Genomic DNA, 23,103 nt, shown 5'->3' on the forward strand with positions numbered 1-23,103 from the left:
ATCGATTAATTGTCTGTTGCAGGGATAAAGAGTACTGCATCTGCTACAACTATTCCATCTGCTTCTTCGTTCGAGATTCTCACATAGTTATCCATTCCCTTTGTAAGTTTATATTGCCCGATAGAGACCCATTCTCCGGAAGTTTGTCCTTCTACAACAATATCCGAAGATCGGATGATCTTTTTATGTAACTCATTTCCATCGTAAATGTCTATGTGCGTTTGTGTAGTAGCATTTTGTACTTTGGGGAAATAAGCATATATTTCATACAGATTGTCTACCGGTATGACCGGAGTATATTGTATGGTTTTAAGATTCTTTCCTTTGGAATCGTCAGAAAAGAAATCGGGACCATAAGCTTTCCATATTTCAGTTTTCCACTCTCCGGTACGTTGAACATGGGACGTATCATGGTTGTCTATCAGGATTTCCGGTTGGCTTTTGTCCGCCAATGGGTTTTCTCTGAATTCTTTCAGGATAGCTTTGGCATCTACTTTCTGTACGCAATTATCATATTTGTCAATAGCCTGACCGGCGGCAATGGCTGCTGATTGTGCTAATACCATGAATACCGGTTCCATGCGGATTGAGCCATATGCGATGTGTGACGTTGACAAACAAACAGGGACCAGCAGATTTTGCACTTCATTTTGTTTGGGAGTGATGGCTCTATATGAAATAGGGTAGGGGCTAAAGCCTCCGATTTCTACATTCCCTTCATTTTTCACCATGCCATTCACGATATGGCGGTCACAGTTATGTGAGTCCATGGTATAGGCGGCCCAGCCTATACCGTCCGTTACAGTTTCCCTGCCTTGGCAGTGATGTTGTGTCATGACCAGTTCACCGATCATCCGTCGGGCTTCACGTACATACAGTTGGTGTGTCCAGTGTCCATTGTCTGTGTATTCATCTTTCGGGTAACCCCATTCCAACATCTGGTTGCGGATTGATTCGGGAATCCGTTCGTCATGTCCCACGAAGTAGAGCAGGCCTTTGGTATAATCTTCATGGAATTTCCAAATTCGTGCCCGTTCTTCATAGTCAGCATCCGGGTAATTCCAATTTCCACCTATTACATCTGTAGAAAAACCTCCGAAGTTATTAATGTCTGTCTTTCCATTAGGCATATCACTCCAAATAAAAACATCTGTATGTTTATTCCATGGATGTAACTCTTTGAGCCGTAGCAATAATTCATAGCGTGAGGGATTGTAATTGTCCGGTTTGGTGATTGGAATCCGATTTTCCGGACGGTTTGTTAATGTTATCCTGAAGTTGTATGCCTGTACTTTTTTGTCACCGGTTCCATTTGAATTGACCGGAGCGGGATTGATACCATAAATTAACCCACTGGTTGAATCACCTTTTATCTTATAGGGGTCTATACCGTCAGGGAATTGATGACGGTCCATTAACTCGACACCATTATATGTTTCTCCATATTGACTGTTCGCTTCTCGTCCCACTATATAGGAAACACCACTTTTTGCCATCAAGTCTCCTTCGTAAGAACAGTCAATAAATACCTTTGCCCGCACTTTTCGATTGGTAGTATGGTTCGGATGTTTACTATCCTCCAATGTAATGGTGGTGATGGAGTTTCTTTGTTTTTCTACATCGGACAATCGGTTTTCATACCAGACTTCAATTCCCGCGCGTTTTATGTAGTCTTTGAAAATGGTTTCGGCCACGCTTGGCTCAAATATCCATTGTTCTAGTTTTCCATAGTGTGTGCCCAACCGGCGATAGAAATCTAGCGCTAATCCTTGCACTACATACTTGTTTCCAATGTCAGTAAATCCTAATCCTCCCGAACTCATGCCGCCTAAATGGCGGCCAGGTTCGATGAGTAAGACACTTTTTCCTGACTGTTGTGCCGTATAGGCTGCGATTACACCTGCCGATGTACCGCCATAGATACAAATATCTACTTCTTTAACTGATTGTGTACGGCAGGAAATCATTGTTGTCAGGATAACTGACAGTAATAATATTATTCTATTTTTCATTTTTACATTAAGTACTTTATAGGTTATTTATTTGAAATCAAAATTCATTACCTTAAAGGACATGGTAGATGAACTGCCTCCGGCAGCTTTTGCATAGATTCCAATCGTACATTCTCCTCCTGTTACATTAATTTGCATGGAATTCTCTTTCCAACCGCCTCCCGGTAATGTCATTTTCTGTTGCGTTTCGTTTCCGTTTTTATCAATCACAATGAAATAAACCCCGTCAGTGGCAGCTGAATTTCCCGGATAACCGGCTGCCTGACAAGATAATATGTAAACTCCATCGGTCAGGTTTGTAAGTTTTTGGGTGACTCTGCCTTCAAATCCGCTTGTTGCGGAGATATTGTTTTTAAGATAGTAAGCTCCTGTGGGGGATCCGGCTGCAATGTATGCGTCAGTAGCCAGTCCGAACAGGCCGCTAGTACCGCTTGTTGTCCAATGTTCCATGCTGTTATTGATGAAAAAGCCGTTTTGTAGTATTGCATTGCCACTTTGTTTCACGATGATTGTTACATTTGGAAAATCTCCATTGGGATGTATCGTTATTGAGGTTCTTCGTTGTGTGACATCATTAGGAGACGCTGTAAGTTTGAAACCATTGGCGGTAATATCGCTTATGCTGCACCAAGTGTCAGTTGGAGGATCCACTGTATAATCTATATTTGTGGCAAGAGTCACATATAGTTCGCCACCGGCTTGTGCGAATGTTTTATTCAATTCCTCGTCTGCTATGGAGAAGTTAGGATCGCCTTGTTCTTGTGTAACTTTGATGATGTAGAAAGGAAACCCTACGGTAGCTACTACTACATCGACACTTCTTGTTGTTGTCAATGCATTTGTATTGACAGAGAAGAAAAAGCCATCTTCCGTTTTTTCTCCGATGGTGCACCATGGCTCGGAAGACATAGGTACATAATTGTCTGTGGAAGTTACGGGTATGAATATTTCGCCACCACTTTTTCCGACAGTTAAATTTTGTGCGCTATCTACTTGGAAAATTTTTCCGGATAGTTCATTGTCTTTATCGCAACTAAATATGATTAATGCGAATGTGACTATCATTGATATTTTCAAATACTGCTTCATATGTAGATATAAATATAGTTATATATTTTATTTAGAAAATGCTCCCAAATAGTTGATTCCCTGAACCGGATTTCCAGCAAAATCAGTATCGGCCATTCCGTCGAACAATATTCCGTCCGTGAAAACTTTGGATTCAGTTGGCTGGAATCTTAGGGTCTGACTGAAACCATTGGCTGAAACGGGTGCATTTATTTTCGGATCATAACGGAGTGGAGATGAATCTATAATAAAGGAACTACCCACATGGAAAAACAGATTGTTTTCAAACGAATACTTCTCCATATTGTGGAGGTCTATTTTTCCCGTACATGGAGTCATTGACACAAAAATATTGTTCCGGTAAGAAATATCATGAGACTTTCCGGCATTAGCCCAGTCGTCAGTAAAAATGATTACTGGAGTTGTCCCATTATCCAACACAATTGTGTTGTTGTAAATGTCTGTTGCTCCCACATTACTTGAAACTGTCATCAGACTGCCACGGTAACTTCCGTCATTCTTGTAGAAAATGTTATTGCGGATAACCGTTCCGCTATGGTCTCCTGTTTTTATATTACACAGAAGAATGCCTCCTCCTTTATTATGATGAACATAATTGTATTGTACTAATGTGTTTTTGCAGGCAATATCCACATCAAGTCCCTGACCATCGGCACTGCCATGAGCCAGCCAAGTGTAGGCGGCTTCGTTGTATTGCATGACGATATTAGTACAGCTATAAGGCCAAAGGCCAGCACTTGCCTGTCCGTTTCGTCCGAGGAAGTTGGCATGGAAACAACGGTTATGATCAATATAAGAGTCGGTGGAGCCCATTAGGATCAAGCCGTCGCCACCGCAGTAGCTGAAATCATTGCCTTGTATCACCACATTTCTGGATGGGTACCAGTTTTGGTCGTCGCTAATATATTCATTATTGCCGTTGCCCGGTTTGTCACGTTGTCCCCATTTCCCCTGAATCAGGATTCCTGTGCGGCATACCTGACGAATAATGTTGTTGGTGATAAAGAGATTTTCATACCAGCTGGCACCTTGTTCTTGGGTTGTAGCATTTTCGATGATGATACCACCGAACTCTTTATTGGAGAAGCGGCTATCCGGTGCTATTTTTTCTACATCGATCGTTTCCGGATCAACATTTTCAAAAGGTATATCACCGGCCCAGTTCACTTCTTCGATGAGGCAGCCTGTAATTTCTACATTGAGGAAAGCTCCGGCACCTTGGATTTGGGTTTGTATGCGAATACCACGTGTTCCGGTCTTGTTGGTTACACGAATATTGCGGAAACGCATATTGTCATCCTGGATCAATACGGCTTGATCGCCTGTTCCGCTGATGGTAGGACGTTCTGTTCCTCCGTAAATGTCCATAATAAATGGCTTGTCGACACTACTGTTCAGATTTTTCAGAACCAGATTTTCTGCAAAGACAGAACCGCTTTTCAGCAGGACTTTCATCTTGGGAATCTTGGCCATATATGTAACTTTGGATAACGTTTTGAAAGGAGTTGCCTCGCTTAGGCCGTCATTTGTATCATCGCCTGTATCAGTATCTACATAATAGACAGTATAATCGCTTTCGTCGATGACGGGGATTGAAGGAGGAGTAATTCCCTTGTCGTAAGTCACTTCTATTGATTGATTGGGTTTGTTATCGATCGGGGCATTGTTCCCTTCACAACTGTAGCAACAGCAGATAAATGCATATAGCCATATATATTTTTTCTTCATATTATTAACTTGATTATGGTGAAAATATTAATTGGTATATCCCGGATTTTGCTTGACCACCCCTTCTGATTCGAGAATGTATTTGGAGGGTATGGCAAAACGTACTTTATGACTTGCCGACTGGCTATTGGGAAACATTGCCTTGGAGTCGGAAACAAATACTCCATGCCGTATTTTATCCTGACGCGACAAACCTTCTGCCATAAACTCATGTAACCGTTCGTTGAGGATGGCTTTATTGAAAGCATCCTTGTCCGACGTTTGTACATCAGTCAGTTCGGGTAAGTTTACGCGGTTGCGAATTTCATCAACGAGGTCGATAGCTTCCTGTGTCGGACCATTGTTGTTCATATTGATACATTCTGCTAATGACAGCATAACATCGGCAAAGCGGTAAACAATCAAATCTACTGAAGCAAATTCACCTCCGGTATAGGTATGGTCATCTACTTTTATGATGGCCGCTGCGTTAGCAAGGAATCCGTGCGTGCGGTCATTTGCTTCATTGGTGATACTGGTATAAGAAGTAACGATGGAGTTTAACCGGTCATCACCACTTTCAAAGGTGTCGTAGAAATCCCAGTTCATGCCGAAGGTAAACCAGCATTGCCTGTCCTCGCGATAGCGTACCGGCCAGAATTGAATGATACTTCGGTTTTGCATTCCATCGGCAAGTCCACATGGAATGGCATGGATGATCTCTTTGTTTTTGACATTATATTTGTTAAAAATTTCTCTGTATTTACCTTTTTCCATCAAATCATACGTGGTTCCGCGATAACTGTACAGTTCTCTTGCTATTTTTTCGGCTTCTGTATAATTTTTATCTATCATGTAGAATTTGAGTTTCAACATCAGTGCCAGTCCTTTGGACACTCGTCCCCAATCGTCATCTTGTCTGATGGGCAGTTCGGTGATGGCATCATCCAGATATTTGTGCATGATGGCGGTGTATTCGGTATCGCTCAAACGAGGGATAAGTATTTTTTCATTCGGATTAGCCAGTGCTTCTTCTGTGACCAATGGTACAGGGCCGAATAAGTCATAGAGAATGAAACCAATCCAAGCGTAAATACATTTTGCTTCAGCTATGGCTTTTGCTTTAAGCTTGTCGGTGATAGGGGCAGCTTCTATGCGTTTGATAGTTTCCAATACAGAAGTAAGTTTGTTATATTGCGAGTACATCCCTTCGGCAAAATCCTTGGCATACCCTGCGGGAGCATTTTCTTCCCAACGATGTTCCTGATATTGCGGATAACCTGTGGCAGTGGTCCAACGGCTAGCCAATGTACCAGAGGTGAAGTCAGACACTACCTGATAGCTATATTGGTCGACTCCGTAGAAACTGCCGTATCCCATTCGGAATGGACCGTAGTACAACCCTGCAAGTGCTTTGTTCACATCGTCTTCATTGCGGAAAAAGTTTTCAGGATAGATTTCATTGTATGATTCCCTTTCGAGTGTGCAAGCCTCCATTGAAAGGATTATTGACGCAATTGCTATTATGAATTGTATTTTTGTTTTCATGATGATAAGGGTTAAAATTTAATATCCACACCAACAGTGAAAGAACTGGTACTCGGATACGTGTACACATCGTATTCTGGATCATATCCTTTGTAAGGGGTGAGTGTCAGAATATTTTTCATAGATGCATAGAAACGCACAGACTGCAGGACCTTCTTGGTAATACTCTTGGGAAGTGTGTATCCTAACGTGATATTGTCCAGACGGATAAACCATGCCTTTTCCATAAAGTAATCGGCATATCCAAAACTTGACGAAGTATTCTGTGTGAAAGCCGGAATGGTAGACGTAGTATTATTGAAAGTGAATCGATCGTTGAAATAAGGAGAGGTGTTGGTGCCTTCATAAGGGCCATAAGCGATGTTCACCAGATAATCAGTGTTTTTATAATGATTAAACTTACCATACATATGGATGCTCAAGTCGAAATTCTTGTAGGAGAACGTGTTCGTCCAACTGACCGGTATCGGTGTCTTATTATGAATAACGACCAGGTCGGCATTATCGATCTTTCCGTCCGGTTCGCCCAAATACATCGGACGACCATCGGCGTCTCTCATTATACTACCATCTGCATCGTATAAATAGCCATTAATGTCCTTGATTTTAATAGTGCCGGGAAGGGCACCGGGCATATGAGGAACTGTTTCTCCGGGCATGATTAACCCGTCTGAAAGATAGCTCCAGACGTCGTTCCAGTCAATGTTACGGGCCGGAGTATTAATATCGAGTACCTCAGACGGATCTCGTTTGGAGGTAAAGTCACGATAATAAGTCAATGTGAACTGGCTGCGCCAATTGAATCCGGATTTGGTGACTACGGTTCCATAAAGTGAGAGGTCAACTCCTCGTGTGTTGTCTATTCGCTGAGTATTGTAATTTAATGTGTTGATTTCGTGATACGACATCAGGTTCTTTGTACCGATACGGTCTCTGATTTTTCGTTCGTAAACATCAATGGTACCGCCAAACTTATTATTGAAGAATCCGAAATCCAAACCGATATTGATGTCTTGCTGTGATTCCCAGGATAAATCTGGGTTGCCAAGTACGGCGAGTGCTACACCACTTGTCAATTTGTTATTGAAATAATAATCTTTTCCGGGAGTATAATAAGTACGAGTGCCGGTCAGACTTCCGGCATATCCGGTGATACCTGCTCCAAATCGGAGTTTTAAATTTGACAGCCATTCGATTGGTTTCATAAATGATTCTTCGTTCATACGCCATGCAACAGATATACCACCAAAATTACCCCATTGTTTATTGGCTGCAAAGTTGGACGACCCGTCTCTACGAAAATTGGCGGTCAGCAGGTAACGATCTTTATAGGTATAATTCAGACGTGCGATAAAAGAAGCGTTCTGGTCTGTAGTTTTTGAAGATGACGCAATAGGCTTTTCGTATGTACCAAGATCGAGGTTATGCCATTTCACTCCATCGTATGGAAATCCGCGATTTTCACCACTCAGGCTTTCCGATACCACTTTCTGATACTCCCAGCCCGCCATCAATGTTAAAGCGTGGTCGTTGGCAAATGTCTTGTTGTAAGTGGCGGTCATATTGATGTAGTAGTTCGACAAATTGTTTTCGTTGATTTTGGCGATTCCTCCATTGGCGTTGATCCCTTCTTGAGTAGTCATAGGGAAATATGCACCGGTACTGGCAAATTTCCGGTCATATCCTACGGTTGTTTTTACTACTAAACCTTTTGCTGGCATAATATCCAAGAAAGCGGAGGTCAGAAGGTTATCTTTCTGGGTTAGCATGGTGGCGTCCAGAATAGATGCGGGATTTTGGGCCAAACCATAGATGCGTCCAAGAGCGTAATTACCATTTTCATCTCGTATCGGAATCGTAGGATCATATTTGCGTACTGCCATGAAAAGGGTTGTTGATCCTGACTTTCCGGATATGGGCACATCATTCGACTTTATATGTGAGTAAGAGACTGTTATCCCTCCTTTGAAATACTTGCTGAATGTCTGGTCGAGGTTGATGCGGCCTGATGTCCGGTTGTAATCGTTATTCTTGACAATTCCGTCATTACCCATATATCCCAATGAAATGAGATAGTTGGATTTTTTACCGCTGCCACTGACTGAAAGATTGTAATCCTGTATCTGTCCGTTTCTTGTCACAGCATCATACCAGTCTGTTCCTCCTGTGAAATTCTGAATCTCGTCCCAGCTGTAATTCCATGCCTTTCCGGCAGCTTCGTAACGGCGGCGCATCTCGTTAATGTCTTCGGAAGGCGGAAGAGTTCCCCACGGATAATATCCGCTGGATTGCATCCACCGTTCAAGTTGAGAGTCATTGGAAGCGATCATGTATTCTTTGGGGTTCATTACTTCCGGTTTTTCTGCGATCCACTGGCCTGTATAGGAAGCTTTGAAGGAAACATTCACTTTCTCGTCTGTCGATCCGCGCTTGGTTGTGATTAGAATGACACCTCCGGCTGCACGGGAACCGTAGATTGAGGTAGCGCTGGCATCTTTCAAGACTTGAATATCCAGAATATCGTCCGGGTTAATATTATCGAGTACACTTTCCTTGTCACCTTTCCCGAAATTAAGCCCCGGATCAGGCTCCCACATCGTACTGACTGGTACACCATCTACTACAATTAATGGTGAGGCACCGGTGGCCGCACCGCGGATTTGCATCCAAACAGCGGCGCCCGGCTGACTGCTGGTTTGCGTGAAAGACATACCTGCTACTTGTCCTTTTAGTGCTTGTCCCAAAGTGGTGGAACCTATTTGAGGCATTTCTTCCCCTTTGATGGAAGAGATAGAACCTGTTAAGTCTCTTCTTCTTTGGGCACCATATCCGATGACTATTACTTCATCGAGTGTTTGAGTGTCAGGAATCATATTGACTTTCAGATTTGTCTGGTCTTTTATTTTCTGCTCTTGAGTGAGATACCCTAAATACGAGAATATTAGTGCGGTATTAAGGTCTGCATCAATGGTGAACTTACCGTCAATATCTGTAGTCGTACCTTTAGATACACCTTTAACCTGTATTGATACCCCGATGAGAGGTTCATTGTTCTCATCTACTACAACGCCTGTCAATTTTTTACCTTTTTCTTGCTTCATGGGGATAATGGCAAAGGTGTTTCCACTCTTTTTGAAGGTTAAGGACATTGGAGGCAATACCTTATTCAGAAAGGTTTCAATCGGCATTTGATTGACTGTAATAGTCACTTTCTTTTCTTTTGTCAGGTTTACATCCCGATATGTGAAACGATAAATTGTCTTATTTTCTATTTGGTCTAATACCTCTTGAAGACTTGCATTCTTGACCGATAGAGTGATTTCTTTGTTTTGAGCGCATAAATTCACCGGATGAATGACTAAAATGAAAAGAATACTAAACAAGATTAGATAATTATTGCTACATTTGTAGCGATAACTTTTCTTAAGATAAAAATTATCCATCATATTAAATATTAAGGTTGATACTAAAAACTATTTGCAAGTTTGTATTGACTATGGAACCGGAGGGTCTGCCAACCTTTCGGTTCCAATTATGTTAGGGTGCTCTCTCTTTCATATCTGTTTTTTTTAAGTGATTACTTCATTCTTATCAGGATTTTACCATTTTTCTCTGTGTAGGTAAATTGATAGTGCATTTGTAAGAGTCGCAATACTCCATGAATATATTCTTCTTTAAAGCTACCGGTAAAGAGGTCGGTATTATATTTGTCTCCGGTTATCTGAATTTCGACTCCATAGCGTTTTTTCAACTTTTCTATGATATCAGAGAATTTGGCAGAGCGGAAAACTAGTTCTCCCCGTGTCCAGGCTGTTTCGAAGTGCCCGGTAGTTTGCCGGGAGGATAGCTGGTGATTCTTCTTTGAATAAATAACTTTCTGACTAGGTTTCATAATGATAGGATGCTGACTGTTATTTTTGGTAGTCAGTTTTACTGCTCCTTCTATCAAGGTTGTTTCTACTTCGTCCTGATCCGGATATGAGTTGACATTGAACTTTGTACCCAATACTTCAATTTCCACGTCATCAGTATGTACATGGAAAGGTTTTTCTGCATCTTTAGCTACTTCCAGATAGGCTTCTCCCGTCAGGTATATATCTCTTTGGTATAATCCGAAGTCGCTGGGATAGGAAAGGGAGGTGGCTGCATTCAGATATACTTTCGTACCGTCAGGGAGAGTGATTGCTGCTTTTTCTCCGCTTTCTACTTGGATGGCTAGCTGTTGATCGATAAATTTATTCAGTTTATCGTTGGTTATATATAAGTGGATTTGTATACCTATAAGTAAAGGGATTGCAATGACTGCCGCCACTTTTGCTATAAATAATAAGGTATGCCTCATGGATGATTGGGATTTAATGGAAAGTTTTCTTGCTATTTGCTCAAATGCTACAGGTGAGGTAGCTTTTGTTTCATATTGCTCCCATACGTCGGACATTGCCTGCTTTAATTCTTCATCTGATAACTCTGTAACAGAATTTTTCAGTACCTTTCGTTCATCCGGAGTGATATTCTCATTGATGAACTTATTTAATAGATTATTTATATGCTTTTCCATGTAATGACTTTGTTGTTCTATAAGTTAATACGGGAGGAACTAAAAAGTCTACTATGGGAAAGTGTTTTTTTTCGGTATTATTCAAAAAAAATGGTGAAAAGAAGAAGAAAAGCACTGCCCACTTCTTTTCTTAGAATGCGGATTGCAGCTGAAAGTTGGTTGTAAATGGTCTGTTCACTGATATTTAGCTTCTCGGATATTTGTGGGGAAGTCATTCCCATCTCTTTGCTTAATTCAAAAATTTCTTTTTGACGACTCGTCAGTTTTTCTTTTGCTTTATTCAGCCGTTCTACAAACAGATCATAGTCTAGTTTCTGTTCGACTGAAAAAGGATTGCTGATTGGTAGGTTGTCGGAATAATCCAGATAACTTTCAAAGATGGGATTGTTGAGACGTTTGCGGAACTCGTCTATAATTAGATTATGGGAAATTTTAAATAAATAAGATTTGAAAGATTGGGTGGGATCAATGCTTTCCCGGTTAGTCCATATTTTGATAAAAGTATCCTGAACAATGTCTTTGGATAACTCGTGAGAACGGGTCAATCCGAAAACAAATCCGTATAAATTACCGGCATACCTATTATATATAACTTTGAAGTCATTATAAGAGCCACACCGTAATCCTTCTATGTGCTTTTCAATCTTCATATCGATTACATTCCGTATTCTTAGAGACAAAGTTACTGAAATATTTCATAGAAATCTCTATCTTTGTTACTCGTTTTTTTGAGTTTGAATTTTAATTGGATATACAACAATGAAAATAGGAGATAAAGTACGCTTTCTTAGTGAGGTAGGCGGTGGAATCGTCACTGGATTCCAAGGAAAGGATTTTGTGTTGGTGGAAGATGCAGATGGATTTGATATTCCGATGCCGATACGTGAGTGTGTCGTGATTGAAACGGATGACTATAATTTGAAGCGTAAACCGACTTCTTCTGCTCCAAAACAAGAGGGAACTGCTAAACCGGTAAAACCGGAGATGCCCGTCATTCAACGCCAGCCGGAAGTGAAGGGAGGAGATACGCTGAATGTATTTCTGGCTTATGTGCCTGAAGATGCAAAGGCTATGATGACTACTCCTTTCGAGACTTATTTGGTAAATGATAGCAATTATTATTTGTATTACACTTATTTGAGTGCAGAAGGAAAAGCCTGGAAGAACCGTTCGCACGGGTTGGTGGAACCCAATACCAAATTGTTGCTGGAGGAGTTCACAAAAGATGTACTGAATGATATGGAGCGGGTGGCCGTTCAGTTGATCGCTTTCAAGGACGGTAAGCCTGCAGCTATCAAACCGGCTGTCAGTGTGGAAATACGGATTGATACCGTGAAGTTCTATAAACTTCATACCTTTAGCGATTCTGATTTCTTCGAAGAACCGGCGTTGATTTATGACATTGTGAAAGATGATATGCCTACCAAACAAGTATATGTTTCGGCAGAAGAACTTCAAGAGGCTTTGCTGCAGAAGAAGTCTGTAGATAAACCCAGATCACAACCTATTGTGAAACCGAACCATGCTCATGGTGGAAAGAGTGAGATTGTCGAAATAGATCTTCATATCGACTCTTTACTAGATGATACTCAAGGAATGGGTAATGCTGAAATACTGAACTATCAATTGGATAAATTTCGCGAAGTGATGGAGGTTTATAAGAACAAGCGTGAGCAGAAGATTGTCTTTATTCACGGCAAAGGGGATGGTGTACTTCGGAAAGCCGTTCTTGATGAATTGAAGCGCAAATATAGTAATTGCCGTTATCAGGATGCTTCTTTCCAGGAATATGGGTTTGGAGCTACGATGGTGACTATTAAATAATAGAATAAAAAAAGTGGAAGCCCAAACTGGCTTCCACCCTCTCTCTCTTTTGCATATTACTCATTTTACTTATTCAGTTCAATACCTTTATTCTGTAAAGTGATGTTCATCAATGCAGCATACTTGGCATACTGTTCAGCACTAAGAGTCTTTCTCATCAGCTTCAAGTTACCATAAACAGCGTTACGCAATTTAGCTTCTTTATCTTTCTTTGCTGTTGTGGCTCTTGACATCTGTTCGGAGAAATAATCGCAGATGTTTGCAACCTCTTCACTCTGAACTGAATTCAAGTTCAAATATTTACCTAATTTACTAACATTGATGTTACCTTCCCATTTTGCAGTTGTAGGTTGATTTCCGGCTGCAAATGTTGTAGCAGCAAGGCAGAGCGCTGCCACTAATGTTAATCCTAAACGTTTCATAATACCTACTTTTTTAATTGTTATACCTAAAAACTATTCCTAAAAACAAATCTAATACCTATTGAAAATTAGTCTAAGCGCTTAGTTTTTTCTTTTTACCTATGCAAATATAAGAATATGTTTTATAGCATAAAAATAAAGAAAAGGAAAAGATTCTATTTAGCTTCATTTCTTGATGTAAGTCAAGAGATGATATGCTTTTTGATACAAAAACGGTTCTTTATGAAACATATTTGTAATACGTGTGCGAAAACGATAGTGGAAATAATCAGCTTTTTAGGATTTATTCCTGTTAAAATGATATTGAGCAAAGGAACGTGACTAGGAAAGGAACACTGAAATCAACAACAAAACCATGGAAAATGGAAATGATTACAAATTCTTTTCCCGAATATCGGGTAATAATAGGAAGAGTGGTATCCATTGTAGTGGCTCCACCAACAGAAATAGGGGCTAGCTTTCCGAAATACTTCACTAATAATGGCGCACACAGCAAAGCGATGATTTCACGCATGATATTGGAAAGTAATGCAATAGTTCCCAATTCGGGCCCCTTGTATTCAGTAATGAAAATGCTGGAAAGTGAATAATAGCCAAATCCGGCTCCGACTGCCATACAGTCTAAAGGGCCTCGTTGGCTCATAAAGGCTCCTGCTACGGCGCAGCCTGCTAATGTGCCAATGATCGTCATGATGGGAAGGAATACAAGCCGCGGATTCAGGGAGCGAAAACTCTTCAGGGTATTCGGATCGTTACCAATACTGATACCTACGCAGAACATGAGTCCGCAGAGGGCATAGTAACTGAGCTTGCTGTCGGTGAAGTCGTATGGAATGAGATGATAAACTCCACAAAGAGTACCGATAATGAAGAAAGAGACGATAATCAAACTACCTTTCATGCTTTTGTCTCCTTTCCTCTATTCCATCTATATAATAGATACCATAATCCCCAGGCACATAACGTACTTCCTGCAACGGCAGCTACAGTGATGATAATAGCTTCCAGTCCGAGAGTATGCAAACCTTTGATAATAGATTCGTTACCTCCTACATCTATTCCGAGAAGAAAGAGGAGAATCCATATAAGAAGAGTAATTATCTTGTGTATCCATGATAGTCTTTTACTGCGTAACAAGTAGCCAAGAAGCATCCCTGTCAGCATAATTCCAATAATGATAAACATAGTTAGTGCCTGCTTTTTGGCTGCAAAGATAGTATTAAATGTATATCCCGACTAATCTCCTCCACGATTTCTTTCGTAGCCATTGACAAACATTCGGTCATATCATCCAGGCAAGCGGCATTGGCGGACGGTGAATCTTCGAATCTTTGCGCTTTTGTAGTTTGCTGATATTCTGTAGAGTAAGTTTTGTCAAGCAGACAATCTTCCTTTTGAGTGAGGCGGATAGAAATGGCAAGACTGGAAGTTGCCGGGCGAATTTTGTTATTGACAACCTCCAACATTTCTCCCTCAAACCAAGGGATGCTTGACTGGTTGAGTTTGATTCTGCCATACGTCTCATTCTTTCTGATTTTTACTTCCAGCCGATAGGCGGAATCGGGAATTATTTTCCCTTTCTGATTATCTATCAGATGGTAGCAGGTGCTACTGTTACATTCGGTAAGCAGTGCCTCCGTCAGAAATTCCCGATAGAGTTGGGTGAGCGAAGACTCTCCTAACCGGAGATGGAAAAGCTCACCTTCGTAGTTATATAACAGTAGCGGAATATATGCAGACTTTTTTCGTTTCACGCTGGTGTAATAATCCATGTTGGAGTAGTCGATGAAATCCAGATATACGGTTTGGTCTGCTTTCTCCTGATAGATAGGAGAAGTGAGCTCGTAATACAAGCTGGATTTTAAGGCTTGTATCTCTCTTAGCATACTCCGGCTGCTTCGGCAGGAACAGAACAGTGGGAGTAAGACAAATATGCATAATATACGATTGGTTACCATCGTTGTGGTGTTTCTATTTCTATTTTTTTGCTGACCTCTGTTGAGATTCCTATCATTCCGGTTCCTCCATGCACATTGCTGGGATATTTGATTGGTTCATCGATTGTCTCGTCATAAATGTCAGAGTCCACAAGGTTAAGCGCTTTCAGATAATAATATTCTACTTCCGTGATGCTTCTTAAGTGGATAATGATGTCCATTTGATGAAAAAATCCCTCTTCGCTGGCAGTTTCGACGTGTGTACTGTTATATACTGTCATTGTATAAGATGTGTTTTTAAACCGGGAGTCATCGAATACCCCATAGATATTCCTTGCCGTGTCAAATAATCCGTTATCCTCATCTTGTCCGGTAGACGGTTGCCCGTCTGTCAGCACAATGTCTTCGCGTCCGATGAATGAGTAACTGTGCTTTGTCCAAAAGATGTACTCGCCTTTTCCCTCTTCTTCATAATTATATTTCCGTAAAGTAGTTTGTTTGTCCATCACAATGCGATAATAATTAGTTTCATTGGGACGGTCTTTGAGGGTTATCCGGTAACGAAGATATTTTCTTATGTGACCATACTCCAACATTGGAACGGTAAGAGTGTCGATGTTTTCTATTTCGGCAGGACGTTGAGGAACCGTCACTTCTGCCCACGCATGATATTTCCCGTCATCAGTAAGTGCATCAATACGTACCACGTCACCGGGAGTAAATTTGCTTGTAATGTTGAAGCGGCATTGCGGATCTCCTTCCTGTTTCGGTGGAAGGGGACGCAGGCTTTCTGTCAGTTGTCCGTTGACGCGTACCTCTATCGTTGCATTTTGGATATGAGTTGTAGCGTCCTTTCCTGTGAAGTTGAGGAAAAGAAGATTTGCCTGGCTTTCAGCATTAATCAGTGCATTCATTACTAATTTGGGCGGATTGTCCTTGATGCTGAAAGGAAGCTCATTCTCACACGAAACGATTATTAATGTTGCAATCAGTACGGATAAATAGTGTATAAAAGTTTTCATTGTCGGTGTTTTCGTCAAATTTAGTGGCGAAGTGGTCTTTACCATTGTATATGCTTAAGAAGAGACGGCTACGGTCAGAAAACTTATGGTTGATTTTGGCATTCACGTCATAAAAATAATAGCTGTATTTTTCGTCGTCGGGCATGAATGGCTTGGCAAGTAAATCAAGATAGGAGCGTCGGGCAGAGATATTAAAGGATGTTCTCCCCTTCACAATAGGACCTTCCAGATTGAACTTGCTGGTCAATAATCCGATACTAAGCATACCGTGGTACTTTTGCATATCTCCATCATTAGTACGAACATCGATTACCGAAGAAAGCCGGCCACCAAAGCGTGCCGGAAAAGAACTTTTGAATAGCATCACTTTCTTGACTGCTTCGGGAGTAAAAACCGAGAAGAATCCGAACATGTGATCCACATTGTATACCGGAACTCCATCCAGCAAGATTAGGTTTTGGTCGGGACTACCGCCACGTATATACAATCCCGCAGAACCGTCTACACCTACCTGTACGCCAGGTATGAGCTGGATAGCTTTCATGACATCAGCTTCTCCCAGTATGCTCGGAGTACTTTTAATTTGTGTTATAGGGATTTCAATAGACCCCATCTGTGTAGCCATGGCTCCTGCTTCCGCTCGGTCCGAGACAACAACAACTTCCTGCAATTGCGTATTTCCTTGCATACGTATATTCATTAATGTATCCTGCGAGAGAATGAACTGACAAACTTCTGTGGCATAGCCTAAATAGGAAAAATGCAGGCTGGTCTCTCCTTCAGGTAGAGTGATGCTGTAAAAACCGTAAGGATTGGTGGTAGTTCCCTGATTCTGATGACTCTCAAAGATATTTGTTCCAATCAACGTCTCGGAGGACGTTCCGTCAGTGACATATCCGCTGATGGTAAACTTGCGGCTTACGTTTTTAGTTTTTTTCTTTTTTTGCAGCAGGATATAGCGGTCGGAGAACTGGTAACTGATTGTTTCATCCTTGAATACAATATCAAGTATCTCGTGCAGGGGCTTTTCTTTAACTTTCAGGTTGATTCTATGTTTGATATTGATTTCTTCGCTGTATATAAAGGAATAACCGGTTGAGTTTTCAATTATTTTGGTGAATTCCTTCAATGTCACATTTCGTAGTGTTAATGTAAGCCGGGCATTTGCGTTTTGTGCGTGTACCTGGGCGGTGATAAAGAGCACCATACCTATCAGAACAATGGTTCTGACAGGCAGGTGGCCTTGGTGAATAGTTTTCATTTTAAGTCTGGTTTAGTAGTAATAATAATCTGTTTATTGTTTAATGAGTAGTTGAAATAACCGGCGTTATGTAATACAGATAAAATAGTCTCCAGATCTTCTCCATTGCGGAATCGTGCTGTGATCCGGTAATTTTGCAAAGTTGTGTCGGCTATATGGATAGTCGTTCCGAATGAGTTGGACAGTTCGCGGGCAATTTCCTGCAAAGGCAGATCATCGAATATAAATTCTCCCTGTCGCCAGGAAATTTCGTCTTCTGCATTTGCTAGAACTTTACGAGTGAGTTTTTCTTCCACCTTATTATATATAGCAATCTCGTTAGGCTTCAAAATCATACGAACAGACTTGCTTTTATTGCTGACTGCTACCGAGCCGGACAATAACGTTGTCTTTACATCCGGATTGTCAGGATATGCATCTACATTGAAATGGGTTCCCAATACCTGAACGTCGATTGTTTCAGTCTGCACGATAAACGGATGTTCTTTCTTCTTGCTTACTTCAAAATAAGCCTCTCCATTGAGTTCCACTTCCCGCTTGTCCGATTTAAACTTTTCCGGATAAGAAAGTGAAGAATAATGGTTGAGTGTCACTGTACTGCCATCGGGAAGACAGACCGTGCGTGTCTCTGCCAAGGTGGAAATCGTTTGTATGGTGGTTGGTTGTATATATAAATAGGCTGTCCACGTCGATAGGCAAAGTAGAGCTGCTGCCGCTGCTGCCGAGAAGGTACGTATTAGCATCAGACGCCGGGTATGTGACTTCAGTCTTTTCTCCAGTTTCGGGTAACTGGCTGTTGCTGAAAACCGTCCTCGCGGTGAACGCGTGGAAGCGACGAGCTTGTACAGTATTTCTTCTAATTCCGTATCGGTAAATTTCATAGTTTTTTCCGTATTACTCTTGATCTGTTATTTTCGTATCAACAGAATGGTCAACTTACTGATTCCGCCTTCTTTCCATTGGGGAGTACAGGATAAAGTGATATTCTGCTTCTTCAATATCATCTGTTTAGGATAGATTTTTAGAATAGTCGTAGCCGACTTCTTACCCGCTTTGATGATTACTTTTTTTTCTGTCAGCTGTACGACTGCCGCTTGTCCTGCTAAAAGAGTGGGCGTAGCAAGTATTACCGTCCGGTCTTCTTTCGTTTTTTCCGTTGCAACAATTTTAATTTTCAACTCACATTCGGATTTACCGCTTTCACATTCTATTGTTTCCTTCGAATGTTCGAATCCTGCATAGTCCTTCGGGAAATTGTCGTTATCATTGTTGCATGAAAACAGGTACAGACAAACTGATAGAAAGGCAAAGATTCTAATGATTGCGTCATTTAGCTTTTTCATTTTTTCTGTCTTTTAGGTGATTGATTTATTTGTTGATAAAGACCGGAGGTTGACAGAAACTCCCTACGCTCCTTTTCTAAATAATTGTTAATCTATTTCTGCCCGGCTAATCATCTCTTTGAGTCGTGTGATTGCTTTCTGAAGTTGTGCGTCCACTGTATTCGTGCTGATACCTAATTCCTCCGCTACCTGTGCGTAACTCTGTTTTTCTTCACGGATGCGAATGAATACTTCCCTGCAACGCTCCGGAAGCCGGTCGAGTGCTTTTACGTAAAGAGCAAACAATTCTTCACTGATGAGTGATTCTTCCGGCGAATAGCTCTGTTCCTGTGGCTCCGGCAGAGAATCGGGATGAATGTAAGTGTGTTTTAATTCTTTTTCCAGATAATTGAGCGAAGCATTCTTGACGAGAATGAAACAATAATCTTCGATGTTTCTCACATCAAGTAGATTGCTACGTTGTTTCCATAGTTTCAGAAATACGTCGAGAACGATTTCCTGCGACCATTCTTCCTGTTTCACATAGTAGTAGGCAATGCGGAAGAGGCGGTCGTAAGTCATATTGTAAAAGTTCCGGAAAGCAGTTTGCGAATCCAGTTCTTTCATTTGCCGCAATAACTTTCTAACTTCTGATTCGGTCATCGGCTTGCTGTTTGTTTTGTTAATCTACCCAAAGTAAATCCCTCATTATACTGTCGGAGATGAAAATACCTTCACGAGTCAAGCGTAAGGCTCCGTCGTGTTCTTCCAGTTTCCCATTTTTCAGATAAGGCGCAGCCATTCTCTGGCAATACTCCCACATCTCATTGCCGAACATCTGTTTTAGCTTTTCTATAGGTGTTCCCCATACTGTACGTATGGTAGTGATTATAAATTCATTGTAGCGGGTCGTCTGGTCCAGATACTCTATTTCAAAAGCACGGCTGTCTTCCTCTATACCTTTTATATATGTATCGATGGAAGAAACATTCCATTCCCGTGTCATACCGTCAAAAGAATGTGCCGACGGTCCGCACCCCAGATAAGGTATTCCTTTCCAGTAAGAACTGTTGTGGCGGGAGTACTTGTCCGGACGGCAGAAATTCGAAATTTCATAATGTTCAAATCCCGCTTTCTGCAGATGCTCTATCAGTAACGTGAAAAAATCTAAACTGGAATCTTCGTCCACCTCCGATATCTGATGCTGTTTTAACATATTATATATAGGTGTATCTTCCTCGTAAATCAGATGATAAGCGGAAATGTGCTCCACGTTCAGACTGACAGCCTGACGAAGATCATTCTCCCATCGTTCTTTGGTTTCTCCCGGTAATCCGTAGATGAGATCGATGCTTATATTTTGAAAACCGGCTTCCCGACATCTGTGAACAGCTTCGATAGCTGTACGGGCATTGTGACGACGTTTCAATAGTTTGAGAGTGGGATCGTCAAAAGTCTGTATTCCCATGCTGATGCGATTGAAAGGGAGCGAAGAAAGCATTTTCAGATATTCACTTGTCAGATCGTCGGGATTGGCTTCCAATGTGATTTCCTGCCAATGGCTTAATCCGTAATGTGTCCGGATCGTATCAAATATCTGTTCGAAATCTTCTTTTTCCAATTGAGACGGGGTTCCGCCACCGAAATAAACGGTTTCTATATCTTCTCTTTTCAGGTAGTCTTTCCGCATGGCTAACTCCTGGCAAAGTGCTCGTACATAACGGGTTTTGAGCTCGCTACGGGTGGTTGAGTAGAAATCGCAGTAGATGCACCGTGTTTTACAAAAAGGAATATGAAGATAGATACCTGCCATAGTTGTGCCGTTTGAGTTTAGTGGCTGTAAAAGTAAGATTATTATCAGATATAACAAAAAATCTTATTGACTGAAATCATTCTTATGAGGCGTTGCATAGATAAGTTGTCTGACACCTGGGTGTCGGTATGCCTGAGACCCAGGTGCTGAACAATCCGTTTGTGCAGTCTAAATATTATATGCATATATACTATTGAATGGTGGTTCGTATAGAAATTAAATTATGAGCAAGCAAAAAATGTTTATGTTAAAGATGTGTTACATAACATTGTTTAGTAACACCGTCATAAGTGTTGCTTTTCCCCCAATTAATCCCTAATTTGCGCATCACAAAATTAATGGTATGTGAGAAACATACTGAGTAATTACTAAAATCTTATATATTATGAAAGTATATCAGACTAATGAAATCAAGAACATTGCCTTGTTGGGAAGTTCTGGCTCTGGGAAAACCACTCTCGTGGAAGCGATGCTTTTCGAGAGTGGTGTTATAAAACGTCGCGGATCTGTTGCTGCAAAGAATACTGTTAGCGATTATTTCCCTGTTGAACAAGAGTATGGTTACTCCGTTTTCTCCACCGTTCTCCATGTAGAATGGAATAATAAAAAACTTAATATTATTGACTGTCCGGGATCGGACGACTTCGTAGGCAGTACAGTAACTGCACTAAATGTGACCGACACAGCAATCATTCTTCTTAATGGCCAATACGGCGTCGAAGTCGGTACGCAAAATCACTTCCGTTATACAGAAAAGCTGAATAAACCTGTTATTTTTCTAGTCAACCAGCTTGATAATGAAAAATGCGATTATGATAATATCCTCGAACAGTTGAAAGAGGCTTATGGCTCTAAGGTTGTTCCTATTCAATATCCAATAGCTACCGGTCCGGGCTTTAATGCGCTGATCGACGTGCTGTTGATGAAGAAATATTCGTGGAAACCCGAAGGAGGGGCTCCGACCATCGAAGATATTCCGGCAGAAGAAATGGATAAGGCTATGGAGATGCACAAAGCATTGGTAGAAGCTGCTGCCGAGAATGATGAAAATCTGATGGAGAAATTTTTTGAACAAGATTCTCTTACAGAAGATGAAATGCGCGAAGGTATCCGTAAGGGATTGGTCGCCAGAGGTATGTTCCCTGTATTTTGCGTTTGTGGAGGTAAGGATATGGGCGTTCGCCGCTTGATGGAATTCTTGGGTAACGTTGTTCCTTTTGTTTCTGAAATGCCGAAGGTGCAGAATACCGAAGGTAAAGAGGTGGCTCCGGATAGTAACGGACCGGAATCTCTTTACTTCTTCAAGACCAGCGTGGAGCCGCATATCGGTGAAGTTTCCTATTTTAAGGTAATGAGCGGTAAAGTTCATGAAGGAGACGACTTGCTGAATGCCGACCGTGGTTCGAAGGAACGTATTGCGCAAATTTATGTGGTAGCCGGTGGTAACCGCGTCAAGGTGGAAGAGCTGCAAGCAGGTGATATCGGTGCTGCTGTGAAACTGAAAGATGTGAAAACCGGTAATACACTGAACGGTAAGGATTGCGACTATAAATTCAACTTTATCAAATATCCGAATTCTAAATATACTCGTGCCATCAAGCCGGTGAATGAAGCGGATGTGGAAAAGATGATGAGTATTCTGAACCGTATGCGTGAAGAAGATCCTACCTGGGTGATCGAACAGTCAAAGGAGTTGAAGCAGACTTTGGTACACGGACAGGGAGAATTCCATCTTCGTACATTGAAATGGCGTTTGGAAAACAACGAAAAACTTCCGGTGAAGTACGAAGAACCGAAGATTCCGTATCGTGAAACGATTACAAAAGCCGCTCGCGCTGACTATCGTCATAAGAAACAATCCGGTGGTGCCGGTCAGTTTGGTGAAGTTCACCTGATTGTAGAACCTTATAAAGAAGGTATGCCTGTGCCCGATACGTATAAGTTCAATGGACAGGAATTTAAGATTACCGTGAGAGGTACGGAAGAGATACCATTGGAATGGGGTGGTAAACTGGTGTTTATCAACAGTATTGTCGGTGGTTCTATCGATGCACGCTTCCTGCCTGCTATTATGAAAGGTATTATGTCTCGTATGGAGCAAGGTCCGTTGACGGGTTCGTATGCTCGTGACGTGCGTGTCATTGTTTACGATGGTAAGATGCATCCGGTAGATTCTAATGAAATCTCCTTTATGCTTGCCGGACGTAATGCCTTTAGTGAAGCCTTCAAGAATGCCGGTCCGAAAATTCTGGAACCGATTTATGATGTAGAAGTGTTTGTTCCGTCTGATAGGATGGGAGATGTAATGGGAGATCTTCAGGGACGTCGTGCCATGATTATGGGTATGAGTAGCGAAAAAGGTTTTGAGAAACTGGTTGCTAAAGTACCTTTGAAAGAAATGTCTTCTTACTCTACTGCTCTTAGCTCACTCACCGGCGGACGTGCTTCGTTTATTATGAAGTTCTCTAGTTATGAGCTTGTTCCGACAGATGTTCAGGATAAGTTGATGAAGGATTTTGAAGCTAAACAAATTGAAGAATAAAGATAAATGATAGTTGATAGATGATATGTGATAGTTGATGGAAAAC

At 41.3% G+C, this 23,103-nt stretch carries 18 protein-coding genes and 1 pseudogene; 2 read left to right on the forward strand and 17 right to left on the reverse strand.

Annotated features, from left to right (window positions below):
- Positions 1-5: 5 nt before the first annotated feature.
- The 7 genes from AAHJ11_RS17340 to AAHJ11_RS17370 form a co-directional block, all read right to left on the reverse strand.
- The gene (locus AAHJ11_RS17340; RefSeq protein WP_413579914.1) at positions 6-2,012 is read right to left on the reverse strand and encodes an FAD-dependent oxidoreductase; all 2,007 of its coding nucleotides are present in this window, start codon (positions 2,010-2,012) and stop codon (positions 6-8) included.
- A 27-nt stretch (positions 2,013-2,039) separates the two neighbouring features.
- Positions 2,040-3,077, reverse strand: coding sequence for a BACON domain-containing protein (locus AAHJ11_RS17345; RefSeq protein ID WP_195649145.1), 1,038 nt, complete (start codon positions 3,075-3,077; stop codon positions 2,040-2,042).
- A gap of 51 nt (positions 3,078-3,128) precedes the next feature.
- Positions 3,129-4,829 carry a right-handed parallel beta-helix repeat-containing protein gene (locus tag AAHJ11_RS17350; protein WP_413579915.1) on the reverse strand — a complete coding sequence of 567 codons (1,701 nt, stop codon included), beginning with the start codon at positions 4,827-4,829 and terminating at the stop codon, positions 3,129-3,131.
- A gap of 27 nt (positions 4,830-4,856) precedes the next feature.
- On the reverse strand, positions 4,857-6,356 hold the full coding sequence (locus tag AAHJ11_RS17355) for a RagB/SusD family nutrient uptake outer membrane protein (RefSeq protein WP_234132425.1): 1,500 nt from the start codon (positions 6,354-6,356) through the stop codon (positions 4,857-4,859).
- An 11-nt stretch (positions 6,357-6,367) separates the two neighbouring features.
- On the reverse strand, positions 6,368-9,802 hold the full coding sequence (locus AAHJ11_RS17360; protein WP_413579916.1) for a TonB-dependent receptor: 3,435 nt from the start codon (positions 9,800-9,802) through the stop codon (positions 6,368-6,370).
- A 131-nt stretch (positions 9,803-9,933) separates the two neighbouring features.
- Entirely contained in the window at positions 9,934-10,914 is a 981-nt protein-coding gene (locus AAHJ11_RS17365; protein ID WP_195649141.1) for a FecR family protein, read from the reverse strand.
- Between the two features lie 77 nt (positions 10,915-10,991).
- Positions 10,992-11,564: an RNA polymerase sigma factor gene (locus AAHJ11_RS17370; protein WP_195649140.1), complete on the reverse strand. Its 573-nt coding sequence runs from the start codon at positions 11,562-11,564 to the stop codon at positions 10,992-10,994.
- A gap of 109 nt (positions 11,565-11,673) precedes the next feature.
- Here AAHJ11_RS17370 and AAHJ11_RS17375 point away from each other — a divergent pair, with 109 nt between their 5' ends.
- On the forward strand, positions 11,674-12,738 hold the full coding sequence (locus tag AAHJ11_RS17375; RefSeq protein ID WP_195649139.1) for a DUF2027 domain-containing protein: 1,065 nt from the start codon (positions 11,674-11,676) through the stop codon (positions 12,736-12,738).
- Positions 12,739-12,803: 65 nt separating this feature from the next.
- On the opposite strand, the gene AAHJ11_RS17380 is transcribed toward AAHJ11_RS17375, so the two are convergent.
- The 10 genes and pseudogenes from AAHJ11_RS17380 to hemW form a co-directional block, all read right to left on the reverse strand.
- Positions 12,804-13,160 carry a hypothetical protein gene (locus AAHJ11_RS17380; RefSeq protein WP_004299310.1) on the reverse strand — a complete coding sequence of 119 codons (357 nt, stop codon included), beginning with the start codon at positions 13,158-13,160 and terminating at the stop codon, positions 12,804-12,806.
- Between the two features lie 292 nt (positions 13,161-13,452).
- Positions 13,453-14,061: a lysine exporter LysO family protein gene (locus AAHJ11_RS17385; RefSeq protein WP_004326224.1), complete on the reverse strand. Its 609-nt coding sequence runs from the start codon at positions 14,059-14,061 to the stop codon at positions 13,453-13,455.
- Positions 14,058-14,345 (reverse strand): LysO family transporter, encoded by a 288-nt coding sequence (locus tag AAHJ11_RS17390; protein WP_008650120.1) that lies wholly within the window; start codon positions 14,343-14,345, stop codon positions 14,058-14,060. Before AAHJ11_RS17390 ends, AAHJ11_RS17385 begins: the two co-directional genes overlap by 4 nt.
- A gap of 2 nt (positions 14,346-14,347) precedes the next feature.
- Positions 14,348-15,046 carry a hypothetical protein gene (locus AAHJ11_RS17395; protein ID WP_234132427.1) on the reverse strand — a complete coding sequence of 233 codons (699 nt, stop codon included), beginning with the start codon at positions 15,044-15,046 and terminating at the stop codon, positions 14,348-14,350.
- Positions 15,047-15,111: 65 nt separating this feature from the next.
- The gene (locus tag AAHJ11_RS17400; protein ID WP_259021496.1) at positions 15,112-16,119 is read right to left on the reverse strand and encodes a DUF4249 domain-containing protein; all 1,008 of its coding nucleotides are present in this window, start codon (positions 16,117-16,119) and stop codon (positions 15,112-15,114) included.
- Between the two features lies 1 nt (position 16,120).
- A pseudogene (locus AAHJ11_RS17405) lies at positions 16,121-17,380 on the reverse strand (carboxypeptidase-like regulatory domain-containing protein); the annotation flags it as partial.
- The gene (locus AAHJ11_RS17410) at positions 17,377-18,261 is read right to left on the reverse strand and encodes a FecR family protein (RefSeq protein ID WP_258978257.1); all 885 of its coding nucleotides are present in this window, start codon (positions 18,259-18,261) and stop codon (positions 17,377-17,379) included. The pseudogene AAHJ11_RS17405 and the gene AAHJ11_RS17410, both read right to left, overlap by 4 nt.
- 27 nt (positions 18,262-18,288) lie before the next feature.
- A complete protein-coding gene (locus AAHJ11_RS17415) occupies positions 18,289-18,723 on the reverse strand; it encodes a hypothetical protein (RefSeq protein ID WP_074559150.1) in 435 nt (144 codons plus the stop codon).
- A gap of 87 nt (positions 18,724-18,810) precedes the next feature.
- Positions 18,811-19,365, reverse strand: a complete 555-nt coding sequence (locus tag AAHJ11_RS17420; RefSeq protein WP_074559149.1) for an RNA polymerase sigma-70 factor — start codon at positions 19,363-19,365, stop codon at positions 18,811-18,813.
- Positions 19,366-19,384: 19 nt separating this feature from the next.
- The gene (gene hemW, locus AAHJ11_RS17425) at positions 19,385-20,515 is read right to left on the reverse strand and encodes a radical SAM family heme chaperone HemW (protein ID WP_195359016.1); all 1,131 of its coding nucleotides are present in this window, start codon (positions 20,513-20,515) and stop codon (positions 19,385-19,387) included.
- A gap of 385 nt (positions 20,516-20,900) precedes the next feature.
- Here hemW and AAHJ11_RS17430 point away from each other — a divergent pair, with 385 nt between their 5' ends.
- Complete coding sequence (locus AAHJ11_RS17430; RefSeq protein ID WP_074559147.1) at positions 20,901-23,057, forward strand: elongation factor G; 2,157 nt, start codon at positions 20,901-20,903, stop codon at positions 23,055-23,057.
- The last annotated feature ends 46 nt before the right edge of the window (positions 23,058-23,103 follow it).

The sequence above is a fragment of the Bacteroides sp. 90-K9/2 genome (assembly GCF_047310725.1).
Lineage (GTDB): Bacteria > Bacteroidota > Bacteroidia > Bacteroidales > Bacteroidaceae > Bacteroides > Bacteroides vicugnae.

What these genes read in the sequence shown, in the direction of transcription:
- AAHJ11_RS17400 (WP_259021496.1), bottom strand. Translation starts at nt 16,119, where the DNA reads ATGAAAACTTTTATACACTATTTATCCGTACTGATTGCAACATTAATA.
- AAHJ11_RS17340 (WP_413579914.1), bottom strand. Translation starts at nt 2,012, where the DNA reads ATGAAAAATAGAATAATATTATTACTGTCAGTTATCCTGACAACAATG.
- AAHJ11_RS17365 (WP_195649141.1), bottom strand. Translation starts at nt 10,914, where the DNA reads ATGGAAAAGCATATAAATAATCTATTAAATAAGTTCATCAATGAGAAT.
- AAHJ11_RS17360 (WP_413579916.1), bottom strand. Translation starts at nt 9,802, where the DNA reads ATGATGGATAATTTTTATCTTAAGAAAAGTTATCGCTACAAATGTAGC.
- AAHJ11_RS17415 (WP_074559150.1), bottom strand. Translation starts at nt 18,723, where the DNA reads ATGAAAAAGCTAAATGACGCAATCATTAGAATCTTTGCCTTTCTATCA.
- AAHJ11_RS17395 (WP_234132427.1), bottom strand. Translation starts at nt 15,046, where the DNA reads ATGCTAAGAGAGATACAAGCCTTAAAATCCAGCTTGTATTACGAGCTC.
- AAHJ11_RS17385 (WP_004326224.1), bottom strand. Translation starts at nt 14,061, where the DNA reads ATGAAAGGTAGTTTGATTATCGTCTCTTTCTTCATTATCGGTACTCTT.
- AAHJ11_RS17355 (WP_234132425.1), bottom strand. Translation starts at nt 6,356, where the DNA reads ATGAAAACAAAAATACAATTCATAATAGCAATTGCGTCAATAATCCTT.
- AAHJ11_RS17430 (WP_074559147.1), top strand. Translation starts at nt 20,901, where the DNA reads ATGAAAGTATATCAGACTAATGAAATCAAGAACATTGCCTTGTTGGGA.
- AAHJ11_RS17370 (WP_195649140.1), bottom strand. Translation starts at nt 11,564, where the DNA reads ATGAAGATTGAAAAGCACATAGAAGGATTACGGTGTGGCTCTTATAAT.
- AAHJ11_RS17345 (WP_195649145.1), bottom strand. Translation starts at nt 3,077, where the DNA reads ATGATAGTCACATTCGCATTAATCATATTTAGTTGCGATAAAGACAAT.
- AAHJ11_RS17410 (WP_258978257.1), bottom strand. Translation starts at nt 18,261, where the DNA reads ATGAAATTTACCGATACGGAATTAGAAGAAATACTGTACAAGCTCGTC.
- AAHJ11_RS17375 (WP_195649139.1), top strand. Translation starts at nt 11,674, where the DNA reads ATGAAAATAGGAGATAAAGTACGCTTTCTTAGTGAGGTAGGCGGTGGA.
- AAHJ11_RS17420 (WP_074559149.1), bottom strand. Translation starts at nt 19,365, where the DNA reads ATGACCGAATCAGAAGTTAGAAAGTTATTGCGGCAAATGAAAGAACTG.
- AAHJ11_RS17390 (WP_008650120.1), bottom strand. Translation starts at nt 14,345, where the DNA reads ATGTTTATCATTATTGGAATTATGCTGACAGGGATGCTTCTTGGCTAC.
- AAHJ11_RS17350 (WP_413579915.1), bottom strand. Translation starts at nt 4,829, where the DNA reads ATGAAGAAAAAATATATATGGCTATATGCATTTATCTGCTGTTGCTAC.
- hemW (WP_195359016.1), bottom strand. Translation starts at nt 20,515, where the DNA reads ATGGCAGGTATCTATCTTCATATTCCTTTTTGTAAAACACGGTGCATC.
- AAHJ11_RS17380 (WP_004299310.1), bottom strand. Translation starts at nt 13,160, where the DNA reads ATGAAACGTTTAGGATTAACATTAGTGGCAGCGCTCTGCCTTGCTGCT.